The sequence below is a fragment of the Rheinheimera baltica DSM 14885 genome, from assembly GCF_000425345.1.
Classification (GTDB): Bacteria; Pseudomonadota; Gammaproteobacteria; order Enterobacterales; family Alteromonadaceae; genus Alishewanella; species Alishewanella baltica.
On the sequence record NZ_AUDG01000002.1, the window covers coordinates 50170 to 70435 of the forward strand.

Genomic DNA, 20266 nt, shown 5'->3' on the forward strand with positions numbered 1-20266 from the left:
AATACAAAAACCATAGCAAAGCACCGCCCGCTCTCTTCGACAACACGGTCGCCGTTAATTACCTGTTATTTTTTCTTCAAAGCTTGCTATAGTAAAACCAATATTACCTGCACCGGAACAGCCGTTAGCTATGGAACCCGCTGTTAAACGCGATGAACGTATTTTAATTATTGATGATCAAAGCTTAAGCCAAAGTTATTTGCGTTACGCGCTGGAACAGCTGGGATATCAAAACATTAGCTATGCTGGTCGCGCGCAATCGGCATTGAATTTTTGCAAGCAGAATAACTATGATCTAATTATCTGCGCGTATAACCTACCCAACGGTAAAGACGGCTACCAACTGTTTGAAGAGCTCAAAGCAACCGGCTTACATAAACTCAATTGCGGCGTAATTTTTATTAGTGCCGAAACCGAACCCGCATTGGTGCACAGTGTGTTGGAATTGCAGCCAGACGAGTTTCTGGCCAAGCCGTATGTTATTCGTGATTTACAGCAACGCATAGAGCGCGTGTTAAAGCGTAAACAACAGCTGCGGCCGGTATACGAATTACTCGAACTAAAACAGCATGACAAAGCGCTCGATTGGCTTAATCAACAACTGACACAACCTGAACTACACAAGCTATACCCGCTATTTCTTAAGCTAAAAGGCGATATCATGCTACAACAGCATGCCTATTCTGATGCTCTGGTATTTTTCAATGCCATGTTACAAATTCAGCCGTTTAGCTGGGCCAGAATTGGCAGGGTGTTTTGCCTGCTAAGACAAAATGCAGAAGATCAGGCCTTTGCGGAATTACAGCAAATGTTATCGCGTACTGAAACACGGCTTTATGCTTTGGATTGCCTGGCTGAACTAGAGTTTCGCCAGCAGCATTTTCAACAAGCACAGCAGCATATATTGGCTGCTGCAGATATAGCACCGCGAAATTTATTGCGCCAGCAAAAACTATTGCAATTGTCCCGGCTAAACCATGACTATGAACTGCAATACCGGGCCGCCAGAGACATGGTTAAATTTGCCCGCTATTCAATGTACGAACAGCCAGATTTATACCTGAACCTGGCAAGAGCCAGTATTGATTTCGCCCTTAGCAGTGAAGACAGTGAACAACAAACCCGTTTAAGTCGCCAGGCAACCATGTCGCTTAATACGGTGCAACGCCAGTATGGTTTGCAAAATCTGACAGAGGCGCAGCAAGTATTGCAGGCGCGTCTTTTGTATTTGCAAGACCACAGAGATAAAGCTCGCCAGTTATTAGTTGAGCTTAGCGAAGAAATAGAAATAGACTCATTAGAAAATGCCTTGGATAAGGCCAAAGCACTGCACGAAGTGGGGTTGAGTGACGCCTCTAAAAGCTTGTTTAATCGTATTAGCCAGCATTGCCGCCAACAACAACCAGAACCCTTATTTGCTGCCTACCTTAACCAAGAACAGCAAGAACGCGCTGCCATGGCACATGGCCCCCGCGAGCTAAACAACAATGCTGTACATTTATATCAACATGGTAACTGGCAAGAAGCCTTCTCTGCTTTCACACTGGCGTGGCAAGTGATGCCGAAAAATGCCGGCATTGCACTCAACTTATGGCAAACACTGCTTACAAGCCCTCGCCCACTTTGTTCGGCTCAGCAAAAACAGCAACTGCTTAACCAATGCCAACAGCTGATAGAAAACAGTAATTTAAAACCAGAACAAATGCTGCGTTACGAACAACTAAAACAAAAAAACCTTAGCATACTGGCTTAATTAGTATTGGTTTCTGTCACCGGCGCTATCGGCTCTGGCCACTCAGCAAAAACCGCTTTTAACGTTCTGGACCTTAGCAACCAGATACACCCAATAATTAGCAGTAACGGCGACACAATCCGCCATGGTGCATCTAACATAACCTGTGAGGGTAAATGCGATACACTCACCACCAAATCAACCACAGCAACACTGAGCATAATTAGGCCACCGTAGCGCCAAATATGGCGCCAGCCACGTCTGCCTTTCGGTTTACGCTGGCTTAACGCGGCAATCAATAACAGCAGCGGAGCGGCAACTGCGCAGGCGATAATAAAATCGCGCTGCAATGGATAAAACAGTGCCAGCATTGAGCGCTGATCCTGTGGCAGTGTTAATACCAATATCCAGCTTATGTATGGCCGGAGTAACAACAATAACAACCAGTAAAAACGCAGTGGCACCTTGTGCAGGCCATAGTCGTCTAGTACAGGCCACAGCGGGGCTTTACTCATAGCTGACGTCTGCGCTGCGCCAACATACCCAGCGCAATAAAAATGGTTAAACATACCCACGGCAGCCACAAATTAGTGAGTTTACCCAGTTGCACGGCAACGACAGGCGTAAGAAAAATCGTCAGGGCGCCATAACCAAAAGCACACAACGCGATAAAAATCAGTGTACGCCAAATAAAATGCAGCGAGCTTATTTGCCGGCGTACCAAGCGATTTAAATCGTCGCCAAACACCACCAGACATGTCGCTACCATGCCCAGCGCGATATCACGTACATAAGGTCGAAATACCCCGCCCCACTCCAACAATAATTGATAAATAACATCAGGCACTTACTGCACCCCATATTTTGCAAACACATCCAGCATCTGCTGCTCTGTCCACACGGGCACATTAAGCTCAGTTGCCTTAGCCAGTTTAGATCCGGCATTGTCACCGGCAATAACGGCATGGGTTTTAGCCGATACCGAGCCCGAAACCTTGGCCCCTAGCCTTTGCAGCCGCGCCTTAGCGTCATCACGCCCCATACTGGTAAGTGTACCGGTAAGTACCAGTGTTTGCCCGGCAAAGGGTTGCTCAGTCGCCGCCTGCTGCTCAATCGCCGGCCAGTGAATACCGCAACTTAGCAATTGCGCAATCACGTCTTGGTTATGAGGTTCAGCAAAAAAGCCCAGTACATGCTCTGCTACAACGGCACCAACATCCGAAACGGCAACTAACTGCGCTAAATCGGCCTGTTGTAACAGGGATAACTCGGTAAAATGATTGGCAAGATTTAGCGCTGTCGCCTCGCCCACTTCGCGAATACCTAATGCATAAATAAACCGCGCCAAGGTGGTTTGTTTAGATTGCTCTATCGCCGCTAGCAGTTTGAGGGCTGATTTTTCTGCCATGCGCTCAAGGCTAACCAACGCCGCCATATCAAGCTGGTAAATGCCTGCGGGGCTTGCAATGAGCTTGTGTTCAACCAGCTGGTCGACTAATTTATCGCCCAAGCCATCTATATCCATGGCTTTGCGTGCCACAAAGTGCTTAATTGACTCTTTTAGCTGTGCCGGACAAAACAAGCCGCCACTGCATCGTGCTACCGCTTCACCGCTTACCCGCTCGACAGCAGAGCTACAAACCGGGCATTCAGACGGAAACTCGATATCCCGCGCATCAGCCGGGCGCTGCTCTTGTACTACCGACACAATTTGTGGAATAACGTCACCTGCCCGGCGCACGATTACCGCATCGCCAATTTTCACGCCTAAACGCGCAATTTCATCGCGATTGTGCAGTGTGGCATTACTTACCGTAACACCGCCAACAACCACAGGTTCCAGTCTGGCCACCGGCGTAATAGCGCCGGTTCGGCCCACTTGAAATTCTACATCAAGCAAGGTGGTTAGCATTTCTTGTGCTGGAAACTTAAAGGCAATAGCCCAGCGCGGCGCTCTGGCAACAAAACCCAGCGCTTGTTGCTGCGCCAAGTCTGCAACTTTAATCACCACGCCATCAATTTCATAGCTAAGGCTGGCCCTGCGCTGCAAGATATCCTGATAATAATCCAGCGCGGCTTCAGCGCCGCTGACTAAGCGAATTTCAGGGCAAACAGGAAGCCCCCAGTCTTTTAACTGCATTAAACGTTGATAATGACTTTGGCTATCTAACAAGCCGGTAGCATCATCAATTGCGCCAACGGCGTAGGCATAAAACATCAGCGGCCGCTGCGCACTAATTTTCGGGTCAAGTTGGCGCAAGCTGCCCGCAGCAGCATTACGCGGATTGGCAAAAATCTTTTCGCCACTTTGCCGCGCCTTTTCGTTCATGGCATTAAAACCTGCCAACGGCATAAACACTTCGCCACGCACTTCAAGCACAGCGGGTACCTTGTCACCTTTAAGCTTTAATGGCACCGCGCGTATGGTTCGCACATTGCTGGTAATATCCTCGCCGGTGTAGCCATCTCCCCGCGTAGCCGCTTGCACAAGCACGCCATTTTCGTAACGAATACTGACCGCTAAACCATCAAGTTTTGGCTCACAACAAAAACTAAATGCCTGCACTGTATCCAGGCGATCTGCCATGCGTTTACAAAAAGCATGAAACTCTGCAGCATCAAACGCATTGTCCAGCGACAACATAGGAATGGTGTGAGCAACCTGACCAAACTTACTCAACGGCGCTGCGCCAACACGCTGTGTCGGTGAGTCGGCAGTAATAAGTTCTGGGTTCTCCTGCTCAATTTTCTGTAACTGGCGATAAAGTGTGTCGTACTGGGCGTCAGGAACGGTAGGTTCATCCAACACATAATACTGATAGCTATATTGTTCCAGCTGCTGACGCAACTGCTGTACTTGTTGTAAAACAGACTGACTCATAGGGTTGTTGCCTGAAAAATAGATTGTTTTAGTTTGCCATAACAAAAACGGCAGGCCTATTGCCTGCCGTTTTAGCTGCTAATATTTTAACGATTAACCGTGAATAAGCTGCTGACGCTGAAATTCACGAATTTTATCGACATAATGCCGCACGGTTTGAACCGTTAACACACTGCGTTGCCCATCCAGTACCTGGCCGCCAAATTCATCAGCCAGCTTTTTTGCCGCATTGTGCATCAGATTAAAGTTTTGTAGTGGTTCGCCAGGGCCAGGCAATGTCATAAATAAACTCACGCCACGGGTGGCAAGTTTGTCAATATTCTCTAAATCAAAGGTGCCCGGATTAAACATATTCGCCAGACTAAATAACACAGCGCCCGAGCCGGCACTGTCTAAGTGACGGTGAAAAATGTCCATATCACCATATTTAAAGCCAAGAGTGAGTAAGGCCGACAATAAATCCGGGCCTTTCATTTCTTTAGTTTCTGGCAGTAATACGTACAAGATCAGCACTTCTGCTGGTTCTTCAGCTGCCGGTCGCGGTTCACTTTTAGCGGCAGGCTGATCATTATCAATCTCTACTGCTCCAGTATCAAAAGACGGTGAAGGTGTTTCATCATCCTCTATCGCAGAAAAATTCAGCTCGGGTGTTTTAGCATCATCAAACGGCAGTTCAGTTTGCACTTCTTCTTTGTAGTTCACGGGTTCTTTGTAGCTTACTGGCGCAGCCTTTACCGGAGTAGCTTGTACCCGAGTGGTGTGGCGCACAACCGGCTCAGCCTTCGCCGGAGATGCTGTATTAGTGTCAACATCTGTCGCGTTTTTTTTCACTACCCGCACCGGGCCTACGCCTAAATCGTCAAACCCTTCGGCCTTTTCACTGCTATCTTTTGCTGTTTCTTCATAATAACGGTGTCTGGGCTGGCCCGCATTTTTACGCACTGTCCACAGACCATGCAATAACAGTGCACCTAATACCAGGGCTCCGATAATAATAAAAATCAAACGTAATTCGTCAGCCATAAGTTTACCTTTAATTAAGAGGCTGCTGCCATTTTAACAGCATCATCCACATCTACAGCAACTACGCGCGATACCCCAGGTTCCTGCATCGTCACACCCATTAACTGTGCCGCCATTTCCATGGCAATTTTATTGTGGCTAATATAAATAAATTGTACCGTTTCCGACATTTCCCGCACCAGATTACAAAACCGGCCAACGTTTGCATCATCCAGTGGCGCATCTACTTCATCTAACATACAAAATGGTGCCGGGTTAAGCCGGAAAATCGAAAACACCAATGATAAAGCGGTTAAGGCTTTTTCACCACCCGATAATAAATGTATTGTACTGTTTTTTTTGCCCGGTGGTCGGGCCATTATCGTCACACCGGTTTCCAGCATGTCATCCTCAGTTAATGCCAGGTATGCACTGCCGCCACCAAACACTTTAGGGAACAATGTCTTTAACCCATCATTAACCTGTTCAAAGGTTTCTTTAAACTTTTGCCGCGTTTCTTTATCAATTTTACGGATTGCCGTTTCAAGCGTGTCCATTGCCGAAGTTAAATCGTCATTTTGTGCATCTAAATACTGTTTACGCTCGGCTTGCTGCTCGTATTCTTCAATGGCTGCCAAATTTATTGGCCCAAGTCGCCCGACCGCCTCAACCGTTTTATCTAACTGCTGTTGCCACAATGCTTCTTCGGCATCGGCTGGCAGCTCAGCCAAAATGTCCTTCATATTAACTTGCTGCTCACGCAAAAGCTCAAGCATGTTGTTAGCGCGCACCCTGTAACCTTCGCTATCAAGGCGTAAGTCTTCAATTTCACTGCGTTTTTTATTTACTACTTGCAATACGCCGTGCTGCCCTTGTTCCAATTCGCGAATACGCTGCTCTACAGCGGCAACCGTTTCTTGCTGAGTTACCATTAGCTGCTCGGCATCTTGCCGCTCTAGCAAAGCTTGTTGCAACTGTTCCTGCAGCAGTATTTCCGGTGCGTCATCTTGTTCCAGCTGAAGCGTTATCTGTTGCACCTGCTCCTGCAATTGTTGCTGTTGTGCCTGCGCCCGTTTTATATTCTGCTGCACACTGGTTAACTGCTGCGCGGTAAGCTTTACCTGTGTCATTAGCTGCTGCAATAGCGTGCGTTTTTGTTCATACTGCGCTTTAAGCTGTTGTAACTGCAGTTGCTGTTGCCCGCTGGCACGGTTTAAGTCCACCTGTTCAGTTTCATGTTGCATTAGTGCGTCTAGTGCCGACTCAAGTTCAATCTCTAACTGCAACAACATCTCTTCGGCTTCCGCCTGTTGTAATGCGTACTGCTCAATAGCGGCCTGTAACTTAACTTGCTGTTTTTCCGCTTGTTGCAGTTCTTGCTGGTGCAATAACACCGTGGTGTGTAATTGCTGCGCCTGCCGCTCCAGCGTGCTTGCCTGTTGCAGCGTCTGCTGTAAAGCGGTTTCGGCCTGCTGCTGCAGCAAAAGCTCTGCACTAAGCTGGGTTTGCAGTGCAGTAAGTGCGCTCTGCTGTGTCTCTTGCTCTTGGGCTAATTCACTAAGCCGTTCAGTGCGGGCAAGATAGTTATCTTGCTGCTCGGCCCCGGCTTGCAATGCCCAGTTGCTACCCAGCCAATAGCCTTGCGGCGTAATGAAGGATTGCGCCGTATTAGTGCCTGGCATTTGCAAACGTTGTGCTTGCGCCTGTTCAATTGATGGACACAACATAATGTGGTTGAAGCACTCGGGGTAAATTCCCTCTACTATCACCTCACTAAGGCTACCCGGCACCGGTGTTGCCGTATTAGTACACACCACACTGCCAATAGTGGACGGCATGTCTGCCTCAATGCGGGCATGTTGTAATTGGCCAAGCACCAGGCCCACCGCATTAGCCCAGCCGGTTTTCACCTTAAGCTGAGCCAATAATTGCTGCCCCGTTTGTTGCTGTTGCAACTGCTGCAAACGCTGCTGCTCACGCTCAAGCAACAGCAACTCGTTGCTTAAATGTTGTTGTTGCTCGCGTAGCGGTTGGCACAGCGCTTCGCTGTGTTGTAGTTGTTGCCGGGCGGTGTCGCATTGCTGCTGCGCCAGGCTGAGTTGTTGCTGTAAATCGGCATAGTTTGACGTAAGTTGTGCCAGCTGCTGCTGCAACGGCACAATGGCAAGCTCAGTTAACTCGTGCTCTAGTTGCTGCTGAGCCTGGGTATATTGCCGTAACTGTTGCTGAATATTTTGCTGTTTTAGTTGGGCTTGTTGTTGCTGTTGTTGCAAGCGAAATTGTTGCTGCTGCCACTGTTGCTGGGCGTGAAGCTGTGCTTGCTGCTGATCTTCCATTAATTGCAATTGCTCACTAAGCTCGGCCAACAGCTCTTCAACCAACGCCTGCTCTGGTTCGTCCTGCTCCAGTTGCTGGCTAAGCTCTTGCTGTTGGTCCAGCTCCGCCTGCATATAATGCTGTGCTTGTGCCAAGGTGGTTTTTGCCGTTTGCAACTGAGCGCTAAGGGTTTGCTGATGTTGGCGCTGGCTTAATATTTGCTGCTCTAAGCGACTAATACTGCTGCCTAGCTGGTAAAACGTGGCTTGTACGCGCTCTAACTCCGCCCGGCTATCCTGCGCTTGCTGCTTTAGTTCCAACAGTACGCGTTGATCGCCAAGCTCTTGTGACTGGTATTTCTCTAACTCTGTCAGGCGCTGCTGTAATTGCTGATCCAGCGCACTGAGTTTTGTGCTGTAATACAACCACTTAATGCTAGTAAGCTGCGCTTTTAGTTTGCGCTCTTGCGCTTTTAATTCTTTATAACGCTGCGCTGCGCTGGCCTGGCGTTTTAACTTTTCAATGTTTTTACCCAGCTCTTCACGTACATCGGCCAGTCTGTCGAGGTTTTCCCGCGTATGCTTAATACGGTTTTCCGTTTCACGCCGGCGCTCTTTGTATTTAGAAATGCCCGCCGCTTCTTCAATAAAAACCCTGAGTTCTTGGGGTTTAGACTCAATAAGCCGAGAAATCATGCCTTGTTCAATGATGGCGTAACTACGCGGCCCTAAACCGGTACCTAGGAAGATGTCGGTAATGTCACGCCGACGGCATTTGCTGCCATTGAGATAGTAATTAGATTGCGCCTCGCGGGTAACAATACGCTTAATAGAAATTTCACTACGATCGGCCATGCCGCCTGCCAGCCGTCCCTTAGTGTTTTCAAACATCAGTTCAACAGAGGCTTGCGACACCGGCTTACGTTGTGATGAGCCATTGAAAATAACGTCGGTCATCGCATCGCCACGCAGATTTTTAGCTGAGCTTTCGCCCAGCACCCAGCGCACGGCATCAATGACGTTTGATTTGCCACAGCCGTTGGGGCCAACAACCGCGGTCATTTGCTGTGGAAACGGTACGCTGGTACTGTCAACAAACGACTTAAAGCCAGACAGTTTAATGTGTTTTAAGCGCATCAGTGCAACATAGAATTATAATTTTATTGCCTGTAGCCGAATGTATCAGCGCCTTGCGTTGCTGTCACGGAATAATCAATCACTTTTGTGACCAATCAAGGTCTTACGCCGCCAGCGCTGGGCTTTCTCTACTACGGTGTGTTGTACCACCTTGCGGTTTTTTTTAGCAAACACCACTACCGGACGCGACACCAACAGATTATTAGGGTAAATCACTTGCTCATTATCTTTGGTACGCAGTACGGTGCTAAATAAGTTAATTTCTACTATTCGCCCTTCCAGGTAATTGCCGCCATCAATAACCCGCACTTCCATCCCCTCGGCAAAGGCTTTTTGCCCCAGCAGAATAAAAAAAGCGGTGATATTACTCAGTAAACTCCAGGCAGCAAACAGCGCCACGCCAATAACGGCAATCATAGAGGATGCCAACACCAGCAAGCCGCGAATATCGACGCCCCACACTACGCTAAGCACCACCACCAGCAACAAAGCCAGTAATATATGTGTAACCACCTGTGCACGCTTATGCAAATCGGCCTTAAGTCTGCTGCGTGAGACAACCGTTGCCAATAAAGGCGCTAACCGACGGCTGATCATAAAATACAGCGACACGGCGAACACACTAATAAGAATTTGCACGGTAGTTGGACTAAAGTGCTGCATAAACTGCTGAAAATATTGTGAAAATGACAAGATAATATCCCCAGGTACGGGTAAAGGTTAATCCAGATCGTTTAGTGGCCAGCGAACAATAAAATCTTCAAAGTCATCTAAGTTCACATCCAACTCTGAAATGGTTTTATTTCGCACCGACATCTGCTTTTTATGCATCAGACTTTTTTTGCCATCGTTTAGCAACGGGTGCCACTGCGGCAAACCACGCCCTTCATGTAAACGCCGATAGGCACAGCTGGTAGGCATAAAGAAAATGTCTTTTAAATTCTCTTTTGTCAGCGCGATGCAATCGGGTACTAACACGGTGCGCTGGCTATATTCAGTACATTCACATTTATGGCTGTTAAGGTAACGACAGGCAATATTGGTGAAATGCACCTGTTCATCCTGATGCAACACCGCCGTTGGCCCTTCTTCTTCCTCATCGTCAATAAACTTATTTAAGCAGCATTTAGCGCAACCATCACACAGCGCTTCCCACTCTTCTTTGTTCATTTCATCCAGTGATTTGGTTTCCCAATAACGTTCTGCTAACGCCATGCTTAGTGTACCTTGCTGTTAACGGTGAGAAGATTAGCCAACTGCAGTTGCAACTCGTCACCAGAATGTAATGGCCCTACGCCCGCGGGCGTGCCGGTAAGTATTATGTCGCCAGGCAGTAGGGTAAAATGCTGGCTCATTTCGCTAATAAGCTGGTAAACGGGGCGAATCATAAGCATTGTATTCGCTTGCTGCCGTGCTTCGCCATTCACCCGTAAGCTAAAATCCAGCTGCTGAGGGTCGCTTACCTGGGCTTTGGCAACAAAACCGCCAACCGGGCAGGCGTTGTCAAAGCCTTTAGCTATTTCCCATGGCCGGCCTAATTGTTTCAGCTTGGCCTGCACATCACGCAAGGTTAAATCCAGCGCTAAGCTGTAGCCCCAAATAGCGTCTATCACGGTTGCGATATCAGCATTTTTAAGTGGTTTAGCAATCAGCACAGCCAATTCAGTTTCATTATGCACCGCACCTTGCTGCTGCGGGATTGTGATACCAGGTTGTAAGGCACACAATGCCGTAGACGGTTTTATAAAAAACAGCGCTTCTGGTGCTGTTTTACTTTGCATTTCAGCAATGTGGTCTTGATAATTTTGGCCGATACACACCACTTTACCTTGGGGCAGGTCGATAACATTGCCCTGCACATCCAGGTGTTGATAGTTCATGCTTATTGCTCCGCCGCTACGATAAGATCAGCCAAATACCCCACACTGGTAACAAAGTAATATGAACGGTTCCAATGCATAAGTGCTTTGTAATTGTCGTAAGCTAAAAAGGCCCGGCCGCCTTCACCATCGGGTAGTATCAGTGCCGCGGTAAGATCACGTTTGGGTAACGCCGTATTATTAAGCCGCTTTACTCCCAATGCCTGCCAATCGGCCAGACTGCGTTCAGACTGCGCCCAACGGCCCAGCCATTCGCCGCGCGCCAGACTGCCGCGGGCTATAGCATGGCTACTGTCAAACGCCTCTGGCAGCAACACTTCACGGCCCCAGGTTTTATTACTGTCCCAGCCTTGTTGCTTTAAATAGTTGGCAACAGAGGCGAACACATCTAACTGATTGGTCCAAATGTCTTTTTTACCGTCACCGTCACCATCTTGCGCATACGCCATAAACGAGCTGGGCATAAACTGGCTTTGGCCCATAGCACCGGCCCAGGACCCTTTCATATCATCCAGCACAATGTGTCCCTGCGCTAAAATATCCAGAGCATGAAAAAACTCAGCTTTAAAAAATGTTTCGCGTCGGCCTTCATAGGCCAGCGTTGCCAGAGCTGATGGCACTGAATACCCGCCCATAATACGGCCGAAGCTACTTTCCAGCCCCCACAACGCCACAATAAACCGCGGCTGCACACCATATTTTTCGCCAATGATTTTCAGCTCAGGCAAATACTGCTGATACCGCTCACGGGCCATTTTTATGCGGGTTTCGCTAACGCGTTTAGGTAAATAGGTGCTTAGGGTTTCAACAAACTCTGGCTGCGATTTATCAGCGCTAACAATGCGCTCATGGAACGTTAGCGAAGCAAACACAGCGTCTACCAACTCGGTGGTATAGCCCTTATTTAACGCCTCTTGTTTTAAGGTTGCGGCGTAATCGGCAAAACTGGGTTTTACATCATCGGCAGAAGCAGACAGACTCAATACCGCTACCACAGTAATAGATAAAAGCTTTCTAAACATATTAAGGCCCGTTGAATTAACTAATGATTAGCGCGATTGCGCTTTATGCTGCGCCAGTAAATTTTCTACCGGAGGTGGCAGTTGCAAATAGTACCCTTGCTGCGTTAACTGTTGCTTTACCTTATCGATATCCGCCAAGGCTAAATGTTCCCGCTTGGCTAAATTAAGTAGCGTAACCAACACTGGCGAGCCAAAGGTGTTAAGCAAAGCATCAGGCACAGCCGAGAAGTCATCCCGCTGCTTAACATAAAGAAAGGTGCCCTCTTTTTTCAGACTTTTATATACCGCACACAGCATCGAATAAAACCACGCCTCAACCTTGCTTAACGAAGGCCTAAACTATAACATGAAGCCTTGTTATTGCGTACCCGCCAACCCGCGGCAAAGCAAATAAATGCGTGGCCTGGCACTGCCAAAGCCGCAGTAGCGACAAATTATAATAAGTGCGCAAAGAAGAAGTTATGTCAGAACAAACTTTGGAATTAAAAGGCAGTCTCTTTCCTTTATCGGTACTCTCGTGCCCGGATCTTAGTGTCGCGGCGTTACAACAGCAGTTAAGCCAGAAGCTATCGCAAGCGCCAGCGTTTTTTTATCAGGCCCCTATTATTCTTAACCTAACCGGTTGCCAACAAACACCTGATTTTATTGCAATAAAAACGCTTTTTGTTGAGTTAAACCTGGTGTTAGTGGGCGTATGTGGCGCCAGTAATGAAATTAAACAGCAGGCGCAACAGGCGGGTTTAGCAGCATTACAGCTGGGTAAAGATAGTAAAGCCGTTAAAACGGTGGACACGACAGCAGCAGAAAATAGCAATGCCACACGCCAAACTACTGTGGTAACTAATAATGTGTCGGTACCCATGGATACCAAAATTGTTGAGCAAACCGTGCGCTCTGGCCAACAGGTTTATGCCAAAGGCACAGATTTGGTTATAAAGGGCACCGTGGGCGCCGGCGCCGAAGTGATTGCCGATGGCAATATTCATATTTATGGTACCTTGCGTGGCAAAGCCATTGCCGGGGCCAGCGGTGACACCAGCAAACGTATTTTTTGTAACAATCTACAAGCAGAGCTTGTGTCTATTGCCGGTAATTACTGGCTTAGCGAAAGCCTGCAAGGCGAGTTTTGGAGCAAGGCAGCCTGCGTTAAATTGCAGGACGACCAATTGGTATTAGCAGATTTAGTATAAGGAATGTTTGATGGCAAAAATTATTGTTGTCACCTCAGGAAAAGGGGGGGTGGGTAAAACCACGTCCAGCGCAGCAATTGGTACCGGGCTGGCATTAAAAGGCCATAAAACCGTAATTATCGATTTTGACATCGGCTTACGTAACCTGGACCTGATTATGGGCTGTGAACGGCGGGTAGTTTACGACTTTGTAAACGTGATTAATGGCGAAGCGAATCTCAAACAAACATTAATAAAAGATAAGCGCACCGATAATCTGTTTATTTTGCCTGCGTCGCAAACCCGCGATAAAGACGCCCTGACAAAAGAAGGCGTAGAGCGCGTATTAAACGAGCTGGCGAAAGATTTTGATTTTATATTGTGTGACTCACCCGCTGGTATCGAAGCCGGTGCCATGATGGCACTGTACTTTGCCGACGAAGCTGTGGTGGTGACCAACCCGGAAGTGTCATCTGTACGCGACTCAGACCGTATTTTAGGTATGTTGTCCAGTAAATCACGTCGTGCCGAAAATGGCCAGGATGCGATTAAAGAGCACTTGCTATTAACCCGCTACAACCCGGAGCGGGTTGAAAAAGGTGAAATGCTCAGTGTTGAAGACGTAAAAGAAATTTTATCAATAGACCTGCTCGGCGTTATTCCTGAATCTCAAGCCGTGCTGAATGCCTCAAACTCAGGCCAACCGGTGATCTTAGATACTGACAGCGATGCCGGCCAAGCTTATTTAGATACTGTCGAGCGCTTGCTGGGTGAAAAAGTGCCTTTCCGCTTTCTGACAGTAGAGAAAAAGGGCCTGTTAAAACGGATATTTGGAGGTTAACGCATGTCGTTACTGGATTATTTTCGCTCAAGTAAAAAGACCACCGCTAACACGGCAAAAGAGCGGCTGCAGATCATCGTGGCGCACGAGCGCAGAAAGCGTAACAGCCCGGATTACCTGCCACAGCTTGAGCGCGACATTTTAGAAGTGATCCGCAAGTACGTGGATATTTCACCCGAAGATATCGCCGTATCTCTTGAGAAACGTGACAACGAATTGTCTGTGTTAGAGCTGAATATCACCTTCCCGGATGATAAGCGCTAGTTGCAATAAACGCCCTATGGGTAAGGTTTAACAGCAGATGCTATAAAACAGGCCGCTATTGCGGCCTGTTTTTTTAATCATCCGTCAGGTTTTTAAGTTTATGCGCCCAGCGCCGCTTTGCAAAACGGCGCATATTAGGAATATCATCCGTCTCGTCCATAATGGGTTGCCCAATAATGGTTTCAATCACGTCTTCCATCGTTACCAACCCAAGCCAACTGCCATATTCATCGTACACTAAACACAGGTGCTGACGTTCATGCATTAGCTGAGACATCAGCTGCTCGACGTTTATCTTGTCTGAAATCAGCTTGACGGGTTTCATTAAGTCGGCAACGGTTTTTTGATCAGTAATATTCAGCATATCGTAACGAAACGCGATCCCCAGTGGGGCTTCATCTTTGTCTAACACCGGATAACGTGAAAACTGCCCCACTTTAACACGCTCAGCAAAGTCGGCTAACGGCTCGCTGGGGCTGGCAATTTCACAAACCGTACGCGGCGTCATAATATCGCGAACTTTAATATCGTGCAGGTCAAGAATATTAGAAATAACACGCTGCTCGTCTTCATCAAGCTTATTAAGCTCACGTCCCAATACGGTTAGCGCTTTTATTTCCTGACGTAAATCATGTTGTTGCTCAGCGCCGCCAAACAGTTTCATAATCTGATCCGACAACCAGATAAACGGTTTTAACAGGGTAATCATGCCATACAGCACTACCGGTAACATTGGCGCTAGCTGCGGCCAATAACGGGCACCAATAGTTTTTGGCATAATTTCGGAAAATACCAAAATAAGAAAGGTCATTACCGCAGAGACAATACCCAAATACCCATCACCAAAAACGATAGTAACCTGCGCCCCTACACCAGTGGCTCCAACGGTATGGGCAACCGTGTTAAGCGTTAATATAGCCGCTAAGGGCTGATCAATTTTATCTTTCAACATTTTTAACTTTTCATACAGCAAAGGCCGTGTAAGTTTTTGTTGAGCAATATAGCTTGGCGTAATAGACAACAACGCTGCTTCTAGAATTGAACAGATAAAGGATACCGCAATTGACAACACCGCAAATGCAATTAAAAGGCTCATAGACGTTGGTAATAACACTCCAGTTGACTAACACAACGGCAGTATAAAGTTGACGTTAATAAAAAGCGAGATTCATCCGAACTGAGTATCGATATAACCGCAATAACAAAGCCCGCTTTACGCGGGCTGCAAAAATCAGCTACATGTAAATTTACAATTACTTCGCCGCGTTAAGATGCTGCTTTAAAAACTCGTCCATGGCCTTAAACGTTTGTAAGCGGTGGCTGTTGGTGCTGAGGTAATGGTCACCATCTTCCAGCTCGATATACTGCACGTTCTTGTCATGCCGACGCAGTGCTTTGTGCATGTCACGGCTTTGCGCTACCCCCACGCTGCGATCTTTGGTGCCATGCACCAGAAGTACCGGCACGTTAATTTTTTTGGCATGCGTAATTGGAGAGCGCTCTTCAAGCAAGTCGAAATCGTCGCCTACCTGCTTTTTTACCACTTCATAATTAGTGTAACGGCGGTGTGATTTCACTAAGGCTTCAACATCGGTAACACCGGCGAAGCTGACCACACACTGATATAAATCTGGCGTTTTTACTGCGCCCATCAGCGCCGCATAGCCGCCGTAACTGGCACCAACAATACAAATACGTTTAGCATCCGCTATGCCTTCGTTAATTAACCAGCGTGTGCCATCTTCTACATCGTCCTGCATTTGTAAGCCCCAGCCTTGCAAGCCCATTTGCTTAAAATCGAAACCAAAGCCGTGTGAACCACGAAAGTTCATTTGCAACACGGCATAACCGCGATTAGAAAAAAACTGCGTCCAGTAGTCAAAACCATCGTCATCAAAAGAAATAGGCCCACCATGTGGAAAGATAATGGTAGGAATAGCGCCCTGCTTGTAACCCAAAGGGGTGGAAAGAAACCCCTCAATGGTTAAACCATCACGCGCTTTATATTGGATTTTTTGCTTGGCCACCATTAGCTCGGGCTTAAGTTCACTGTATTTATCCAGCAAAAACATCATAGATTTGTCTTTGCGATCGCCAAGCAGGTAGCTTCCCGCATGCGTGGCACTGCTAGACTCGACGATATAGCGGTTTTTGTCGTGGCTCATGCTCACAATGTGGTTATCTGCGTCTGGTATAGCCAAATCAAGCGCTTTTTGAAACGCCTGGTACTCGCTGTCTACATAGTCTCCGCCAATAGAAATTACTTTGTTGTCTTGCCAGGAATAACTCATATCAGCCGGAACATCGTAGTTATCGTCGGCTTTAACTAGGTGTAATTGCGGTTGTGGTTCAGACAAGTTGGTTTTAAAAATGGCTAGCCGGCCGTCATGGTAGGCCGATACATAAAGTATGTTGGGATCGGCGTCAAAACCAATCGGCCACACCTCTTGCTCTGAAAAACGTTCAAATTGCCAAAGGGTGCGAAAATCGCCGCTATCGATAAGCTTTTCTTTCACTTCAAAGCGGGTGTCATCCCGAAACATAGCTATACGTGGCCGGTGCTGGCGGTCAGCTATCCAGTCGTAGAGGTTTTCACGGCTGGTCGCAACCATTTCATATAGCTCGCCATTTAGGTTGATTTTAACCACGCTGGTGCCAGTGCCGAAGTTAAAACCATCTAATGCCAGCAAAAAGTGCTGCTCATCGGCAGGCATTAAATCGACAATATTTGACTGAAACTGCGGCGCACGAACTAATTTTCGTAGTAATTGACCATTAACAACACTGCGGTTTTTACCTGTTTCAACATCAATCACCATTAAACGGGTTTCGGTTACCGGTATGCCATAACGTTTTGATGCGTAAGCTGCCCGCATTAAAAGCTGTTTATTGTTAGCCCAAATTACCGAGTAAATGGTTAAGTCACGGCTGTCCGCTTTAACTAAAAACTTCTGTTCATCTGTTTCTAAGTCTATTAACGAAACCAGTACTAATTGTTCTTTGTCGGTATCCAAAGTTTGGATCATCGACAGCTTGGTACCATCTGGTGATATTTTGAGTTTGTCGATACCAGGCGCACTGGCAAAGGCTTCAACCGGTAACTCTTTTGCGCTAATGGCGCTGCAGAACATAGTAGTTAGCACTACCACTAACACAGAGTAAAACTTCATCGGGCTAACGTTCCTGTTATCATATTTTTTGCTGCAGCAAAGTAGCAAAACATTAATAACATGGCAAAATATTATTTTGATGTTAACAAAGAATGTTACTGAATAAAAAGCCCGCACGAAGCGGGCTTTGGCGTAACAGGACCTTCTGTTATTTGATTTTAAGGTTGGACAAAGTCGTCCATTAAAATTAACCCTACATCTGCGGTTAAACCGGCACCGTCGCGGGCAATAGCGGTGTAAATACTGTTGGCTTCCAGTGTTAAGGCTACCGGGCCAATAGCGGCAGTTTTGCTGCCAGCGGGCGTTACCGTTACCACATAGTCGCCTGCAGCCAGTGATACATAGCCGGTTTCAGCTTTAAACGGCACAGCCGCAAAGGCAGGTGCGGCATCGGTAATATCTTCAGTTGCAGTAACATAGATATCCACATTACCCGCTAAGGTTGAACCATGCACTATACGCACTTGCGCTTCGGTTGCGATGCGACGTGGCATATCAGCTAATACCAGCGGTTCAATGCTGTTTTCGCCCAATGAACCCACTGCCAGCACGCTGTAAAATGCGCCAGGCATCAGGGTTAAATCAGCATCTATAACCACTACGCTATTGTCAGCATCAGCCGCAACTTTAACATTGTACGTATCCGGTGCGACGGTGTCATACCCGGTAAAGTCAGGGAAGGACAACGCATCTACCAGAGTAATAGCATCATTAACAATAACATCTACCGCTGGCGCGTCAGATACGTTATGCACTACCCGCACCGATGCGGTTGCAGACGCGTCAAGAATGTCCATCTCGCTGCCATCCTGACCAATAGCCAGTAAAGACACCGGCGACATACCAGAGAAACGGCTATCAATTGCGGCAACCACTAAATCTGTACCTGCGGTGCTTAAATCCAGGCTACCGCTGTCAAACACCACGGTGTCTGTGCCAGGCAAGGCAATACGTACCTGGTATGTACCCGGGTCTACTTCAACATAGTCGGTAGCGTCTTTGTACATTAAGGTGGCTAATGGTGAACCAAGTTCAGCATCTGGCGCAGTTACGTGAATATCTACCTCAGGCGCAGTGGCTGCAGCATGCACTACTTGCAAACGAATTTTACCTGCTGCTACCTCATTTACCGTCCCGGTAACCACAATAGGCTCCAGAGTTTGGGCAGCAACACTACCCACCGCAAACACGGTGTAACGTGTGGCTTCTTCTAAGGTGAGATCTAAAGGCCCAATAACCGTGGCAGTGTTATCAGCGCCCGGCAAAATGCCATCAACTGCAATGCTGTATGTGGCCGGAGGTAAGGAGAGTACGTCTGAAGCCTGGCCAAACATTAGCCCTTCAACAGCTGCATCACCGTTAGCTAACACGTTAACATCTGGCGCATCTATGGCACTGTGCACTACCTGCACTGTGGCATTAACCACTGCTGGTGGTGGAGGCGGTGGTGGCGGTGTTGGCGCAGGATCTGAATCGCCGTCTAAAAAACAGCCGCTAAGTGATACAGACAAAACAACAGGCAAAGCAAAGTTTTTTATTCCCTTCATTGTTGTAACCCTTCAGTTATTAGTTGCTGAATTGTTACGCCTACGATTTAGTAAACGATCAAAGCTTTTTTAGTAAAAAAATCGTAACTTTTTAAGTAAAAAATAGACTGATCCAAAGCGATTTTTACAACGTTAATATTCAGTTTTGCCCGGAATATGCTCAGGCCATGGCAGAAAAGGCAATAAATACTGTGCGCGCCAGCCCTTTAAGTACTCTGGCACAGGCAGCAATGCCCGCTGTTCATCTGACACCCGCCAGCACCAATTTAAATATTCGTTTAGTTGGCGTTTCACTGACATAAATTCAGCCGGAATGGCCAATGCGGCCGCTGCAGATTTAACGGCTTTGGTTAGCTCGTTCACCATTTCTTTGTGACCAGCAAACTGCGCTTCGTGGTAAAAGCGTTGTGGGCAAGCGGTAATAGGTAACTCTTTAGCATGCGCGATCATTTCCACCAACAATTTTGCGTGGCGGCGTATTTCTCTGGGAGACAGGCCCGGAATATTCAATAAACTTTCAGCTGTCGATGGCCGGCGTTTAGCCAACTCTACCAAATGTATGTCTTTAAGCACTAAACCCAGTGCGAGATCGCGCTGTTGGGCATAACGATAGCGCCAGGCTGCCAACTCACGTAAAACCGACAACTCACGCGGGCTAAGCTGCCAGCTATTTTTAATTTCCAGATACTTAAATTCCAGCGGTAACTGCTGCACACGCCGGCGCATTAATTGCTCGCCTTCTTGCAACAACAAACTATGTTGCTGTTTCGACATATGCGCTAAGAGTTTTGGGTATAACGGATACAAAAAGTGTACATCATTGGCGGCATATGTTAGCTGCGTGGGCGTTAAGGGCCGGGCTAACCAGTCTGTACGAGACTCGCTTTTATCCAGTACTTCACCGCTAAGCTGTTCGACTAACCGCGCATAGCCCATGCTGCCGCCCCAGCCTATCAGCTCTGCGGCTAACTGCGTATCAAACAACGGGCTAATGTCGTTAATGCCAATGGTGGCTAAGGCTTCGATGTCTTCACTGCAAGAATGCAGTAATTTTACTATGCCCGTATTCGCCATTACTTGTTGCAGTGGCTGCCAGTTGGTAATACTAAGCGGGTCGACTAAGGCCAATGAATGGCCATCAAACAACTGAATTAATCCCAGTTTTGGCAGTAAGGTACTTTGGCGAATAAACTCGGTATCCATTGCCAGTACTTTACTGTTTAAAACCTGCTGACAATATGCTGCCAGCGCGTCGTTATCGGTGATTAACCCTGTCATCTGTTACCTGTTCTATTGCTGTGCAAAA

At 47.4% G+C, this 20266-nt stretch carries 18 protein-coding genes; 4 read left to right on the forward strand and 14 right to left on the reverse strand.

All coding sequences use genetic code 11. The features are described from left to right. Window positions 1–130 precede the first annotated feature (130 nt). Window positions 131–1753, forward strand: a complete 1623-nt coding sequence (locus H595_RS0101350) for a response regulator (protein ID WP_027669561.1) — start codon at window positions 131–133, stop codon at window positions 1751–1753. Here the strand turns inward: H595_RS0101350 and H595_RS0101355 are convergent. From H595_RS0101355 to H595_RS0101400, 10 genes are all read right to left on the reverse strand, one after another. Beyond that, window positions 1750–2247: a DUF2919 family protein gene (locus H595_RS0101355; protein ID WP_027669562.1), complete on the reverse strand. Its 498-nt coding sequence runs from the start codon at window positions 2245–2247 to the stop codon at window positions 1750–1752. The genes H595_RS0101350 and H595_RS0101355 overlap by 4 nt on opposite strands. Then, window positions 2244–2579: a DUF3392 domain-containing protein gene (locus tag H595_RS0101360; RefSeq protein ID WP_037053399.1), complete on the reverse strand. Its 336-nt coding sequence runs from the start codon at window positions 2577–2579 to the stop codon at window positions 2244–2246. The genes H595_RS0101355 and H595_RS0101360 overlap by 4 nt, the downstream gene beginning before the upstream one ends. Then, window positions 2580–4613 (reverse strand): NAD-dependent DNA ligase LigA, encoded by a 2034-nt coding sequence (ligA, locus tag H595_RS0101365; RefSeq protein WP_027669564.1) that lies wholly within the window; start codon window positions 4611–4613, stop codon window positions 2580–2582. A gap of 93 nt (window positions 4614–4706) precedes the next feature. Further along, a complete protein-coding gene (gene zipA, locus H595_RS0101370; RefSeq protein ID WP_027669565.1) occupies window positions 4707–5636 on the reverse strand; it encodes a cell division protein ZipA in 930 nt (309 codons plus the stop codon). 14 nt (window positions 5637–5650) lie between these two features. Beyond that, complete coding sequence (locus tag H595_RS0101375; RefSeq protein WP_027669566.1) at window positions 5651–9067, reverse strand: AAA family ATPase; 3417 nt, start codon at window positions 9065–9067, stop codon at window positions 5651–5653. A gap of 75 nt (window positions 9068–9142) precedes the next feature. Then, window positions 9143–9760 carry a mechanosensitive ion channel domain-containing protein gene (locus H595_RS0101380; protein WP_027669567.1) on the reverse strand — a complete coding sequence of 206 codons (618 nt, stop codon included), beginning with the start codon at window positions 9758–9760 and terminating at the stop codon, window positions 9143–9145. A gap of 27 nt (window positions 9761–9787) precedes the next feature. After that, entirely contained in the window at window positions 9788–10282 is a 495-nt protein-coding gene (locus H595_RS0101385) for a YcgN family cysteine cluster protein (protein ID WP_027669568.1), read from the reverse strand. 2 nt (window positions 10283–10284) lie between these two features. Continuing rightward, window positions 10285–10947 (reverse strand): fumarylacetoacetate hydrolase family protein, encoded by a 663-nt coding sequence (locus H595_RS0101390; RefSeq protein ID WP_037053404.1) that lies wholly within the window; start codon window positions 10945–10947, stop codon window positions 10285–10287. Window positions 10948–10949: 2 nt separating this feature from the next. Then, window positions 10950–11969, reverse strand: coding sequence for a lytic murein transglycosylase (locus tag H595_RS0101395; protein ID WP_027669570.1), 1020 nt, complete (start codon window positions 11967–11969; stop codon window positions 10950–10952). Window positions 11970–11996: 27 nt separating this feature from the next. Then, window positions 11997–12266 (reverse strand): YcgL domain-containing protein, encoded by a 270-nt coding sequence (locus H595_RS0101400; protein ID WP_027669571.1) that lies wholly within the window; start codon window positions 12264–12266, stop codon window positions 11997–11999. 164 nt (window positions 12267–12430) lie between these two features. Here H595_RS0101400 and minC point away from each other — a divergent pair, with 164 nt between their 5' ends. The 3 genes from minC to minE are packed head-to-tail and all read left to right on the forward strand — an operon-like array spanning window position 12431 to window position 14243. Then, window positions 12431–13159, forward strand: coding sequence for a septum site-determining protein MinC (minC, locus tag H595_RS0101405; protein WP_027669572.1), 729 nt, complete (start codon window positions 12431–12433; stop codon window positions 13157–13159). A 10-nt stretch (window positions 13160–13169) separates the two neighbouring features. Then, window positions 13170–13979 (forward strand): septum site-determining protein MinD, encoded by an 810-nt coding sequence (gene minD, locus H595_RS0101410; RefSeq protein ID WP_027669573.1) that lies wholly within the window; start codon window positions 13170–13172, stop codon window positions 13977–13979. Window positions 13980–13982: 3 nt separating this feature from the next. Further along, window positions 13983–14243: a cell division topological specificity factor MinE gene (gene minE, locus H595_RS0101415; RefSeq protein ID WP_027669574.1), complete on the forward strand. Its 261-nt coding sequence runs from the start codon at window positions 13983–13985 to the stop codon at window positions 14241–14243. 73 nt (window positions 14244–14316) lie between these two features. Here the strand turns inward: minE and H595_RS0101420 are convergent, their stop codons facing one another. The 4 genes from H595_RS0101420 to rnd all read right to left on the reverse strand — a co-directional run bounded on the left by H595_RS0101420 (window position 14317) and on the right by rnd (window position 20238). Continuing rightward, window positions 14317–15339: a CNNM domain-containing protein gene (locus H595_RS0101420; protein ID WP_027669575.1), complete on the reverse strand. Its 1023-nt coding sequence runs from the start codon at window positions 15337–15339 to the stop codon at window positions 14317–14319. A gap of 157 nt (window positions 15340–15496) precedes the next feature. After that, window positions 15497–17413 carry an alpha/beta hydrolase family protein gene (locus H595_RS0101425; RefSeq protein WP_027669576.1) on the reverse strand — a complete coding sequence of 639 codons (1917 nt, stop codon included), beginning with the start codon at window positions 17411–17413 and terminating at the stop codon, window positions 15497–15499. 158 nt (window positions 17414–17571) lie between these two features. Beyond that, window positions 17572–18960: a DUF4397 domain-containing protein gene (locus tag H595_RS0101430; RefSeq protein WP_027669577.1), complete on the reverse strand. Its 1389-nt coding sequence runs from the start codon at window positions 18958–18960 to the stop codon at window positions 17572–17574. Between the two features lie 132 nt (window positions 18961–19092). After that, on the reverse strand, window positions 19093–20238 hold the full coding sequence (gene rnd, locus H595_RS0101435; RefSeq protein ID WP_027669578.1) for a ribonuclease D: 1146 nt from the start codon (window positions 20236–20238) through the stop codon (window positions 19093–19095). Window positions 20239–20266 lie beyond the last annotated feature (28 nt).

Excerpts from the sequence above, each read along its gene's own strand:
- H595_RS0101350 (WP_027669561.1), top strand. The coding sequence starts at position 131 with ATGGAACCCGCTGTTAAACGCGATGAACGTATTTTAATTATTGATGAT.
- H595_RS0101355 (WP_027669562.1), bottom strand. The coding sequence starts at position 2,247 with ATGAGTAAAGCCCCGCTGTGGCCTGTACTAGACGACTATGGCCTGCAC.
- ligA (WP_027669564.1), bottom strand. The coding sequence starts at position 4,613 with ATGAGTCAGTCTGTTTTACAACAAGTACAGCAGTTGCGTCAGCAGCTG.
- zipA (WP_027669565.1), bottom strand. The coding sequence starts at position 5,636 with ATGGCTGACGAATTACGTTTGATTTTTATTATTATCGGAGCCCTGGTA.
- H595_RS0101375 (WP_027669566.1), bottom strand. The coding sequence starts at position 9,067 with ATGCGCTTAAAACACATTAAACTGTCTGGCTTTAAGTCGTTTGTTGAC.
- H595_RS0101385 (WP_027669568.1), bottom strand. The coding sequence starts at position 10,282 with ATGGCGTTAGCAGAACGTTATTGGGAAACCAAATCACTGGATGAAATG.
- H595_RS0101390 (WP_037053404.1), bottom strand. The coding sequence starts at position 10,947 with ATGAACTATCAACACCTGGATGTGCAGGGCAATGTTATCGACCTGCCC.
- H595_RS0101395 (WP_027669570.1), bottom strand. The coding sequence starts at position 11,969 with ATGTTTAGAAAGCTTTTATCTATTACTGTGGTAGCGGTATTGAGTCTG.
- H595_RS0101400 (WP_027669571.1), bottom strand. The coding sequence starts at position 12,266 with ATGCTGTGTGCGGTATATAAAAGTCTGAAAAAAGAGGGCACCTTTCTT.
- minC (WP_027669572.1), top strand. The coding sequence starts at position 12,431 with ATGTCAGAACAAACTTTGGAATTAAAAGGCAGTCTCTTTCCTTTATCG.
- minD (WP_027669573.1), top strand. The coding sequence starts at position 13,170 with ATGGCAAAAATTATTGTTGTCACCTCAGGAAAAGGGGGGGTGGGTAAA.
- minE (WP_027669574.1), top strand. The coding sequence starts at position 13,983 with ATGTCGTTACTGGATTATTTTCGCTCAAGTAAAAAGACCACCGCTAAC.
- H595_RS0101420 (WP_027669575.1), bottom strand. The coding sequence starts at position 15,339 with ATGAGCCTTTTAATTGCATTTGCGGTGTTGTCAATTGCGGTATCCTTT.
- H595_RS0101425 (WP_027669576.1), bottom strand. The coding sequence starts at position 17,413 with ATGAAGTTTTACTCTGTGTTAGTGGTAGTGCTAACTACTATGTTCTGC.
- H595_RS0101430 (WP_027669577.1), bottom strand. The coding sequence starts at position 18,960 with ATGAAGGGAATAAAAAACTTTGCTTTGCCTGTTGTTTTGTCTGTATCA.
- rnd (WP_027669578.1), bottom strand. The coding sequence starts at position 20,238 with ATGACAGGGTTAATCACCGATAACGACGCGCTGGCAGCATATTGTCAG.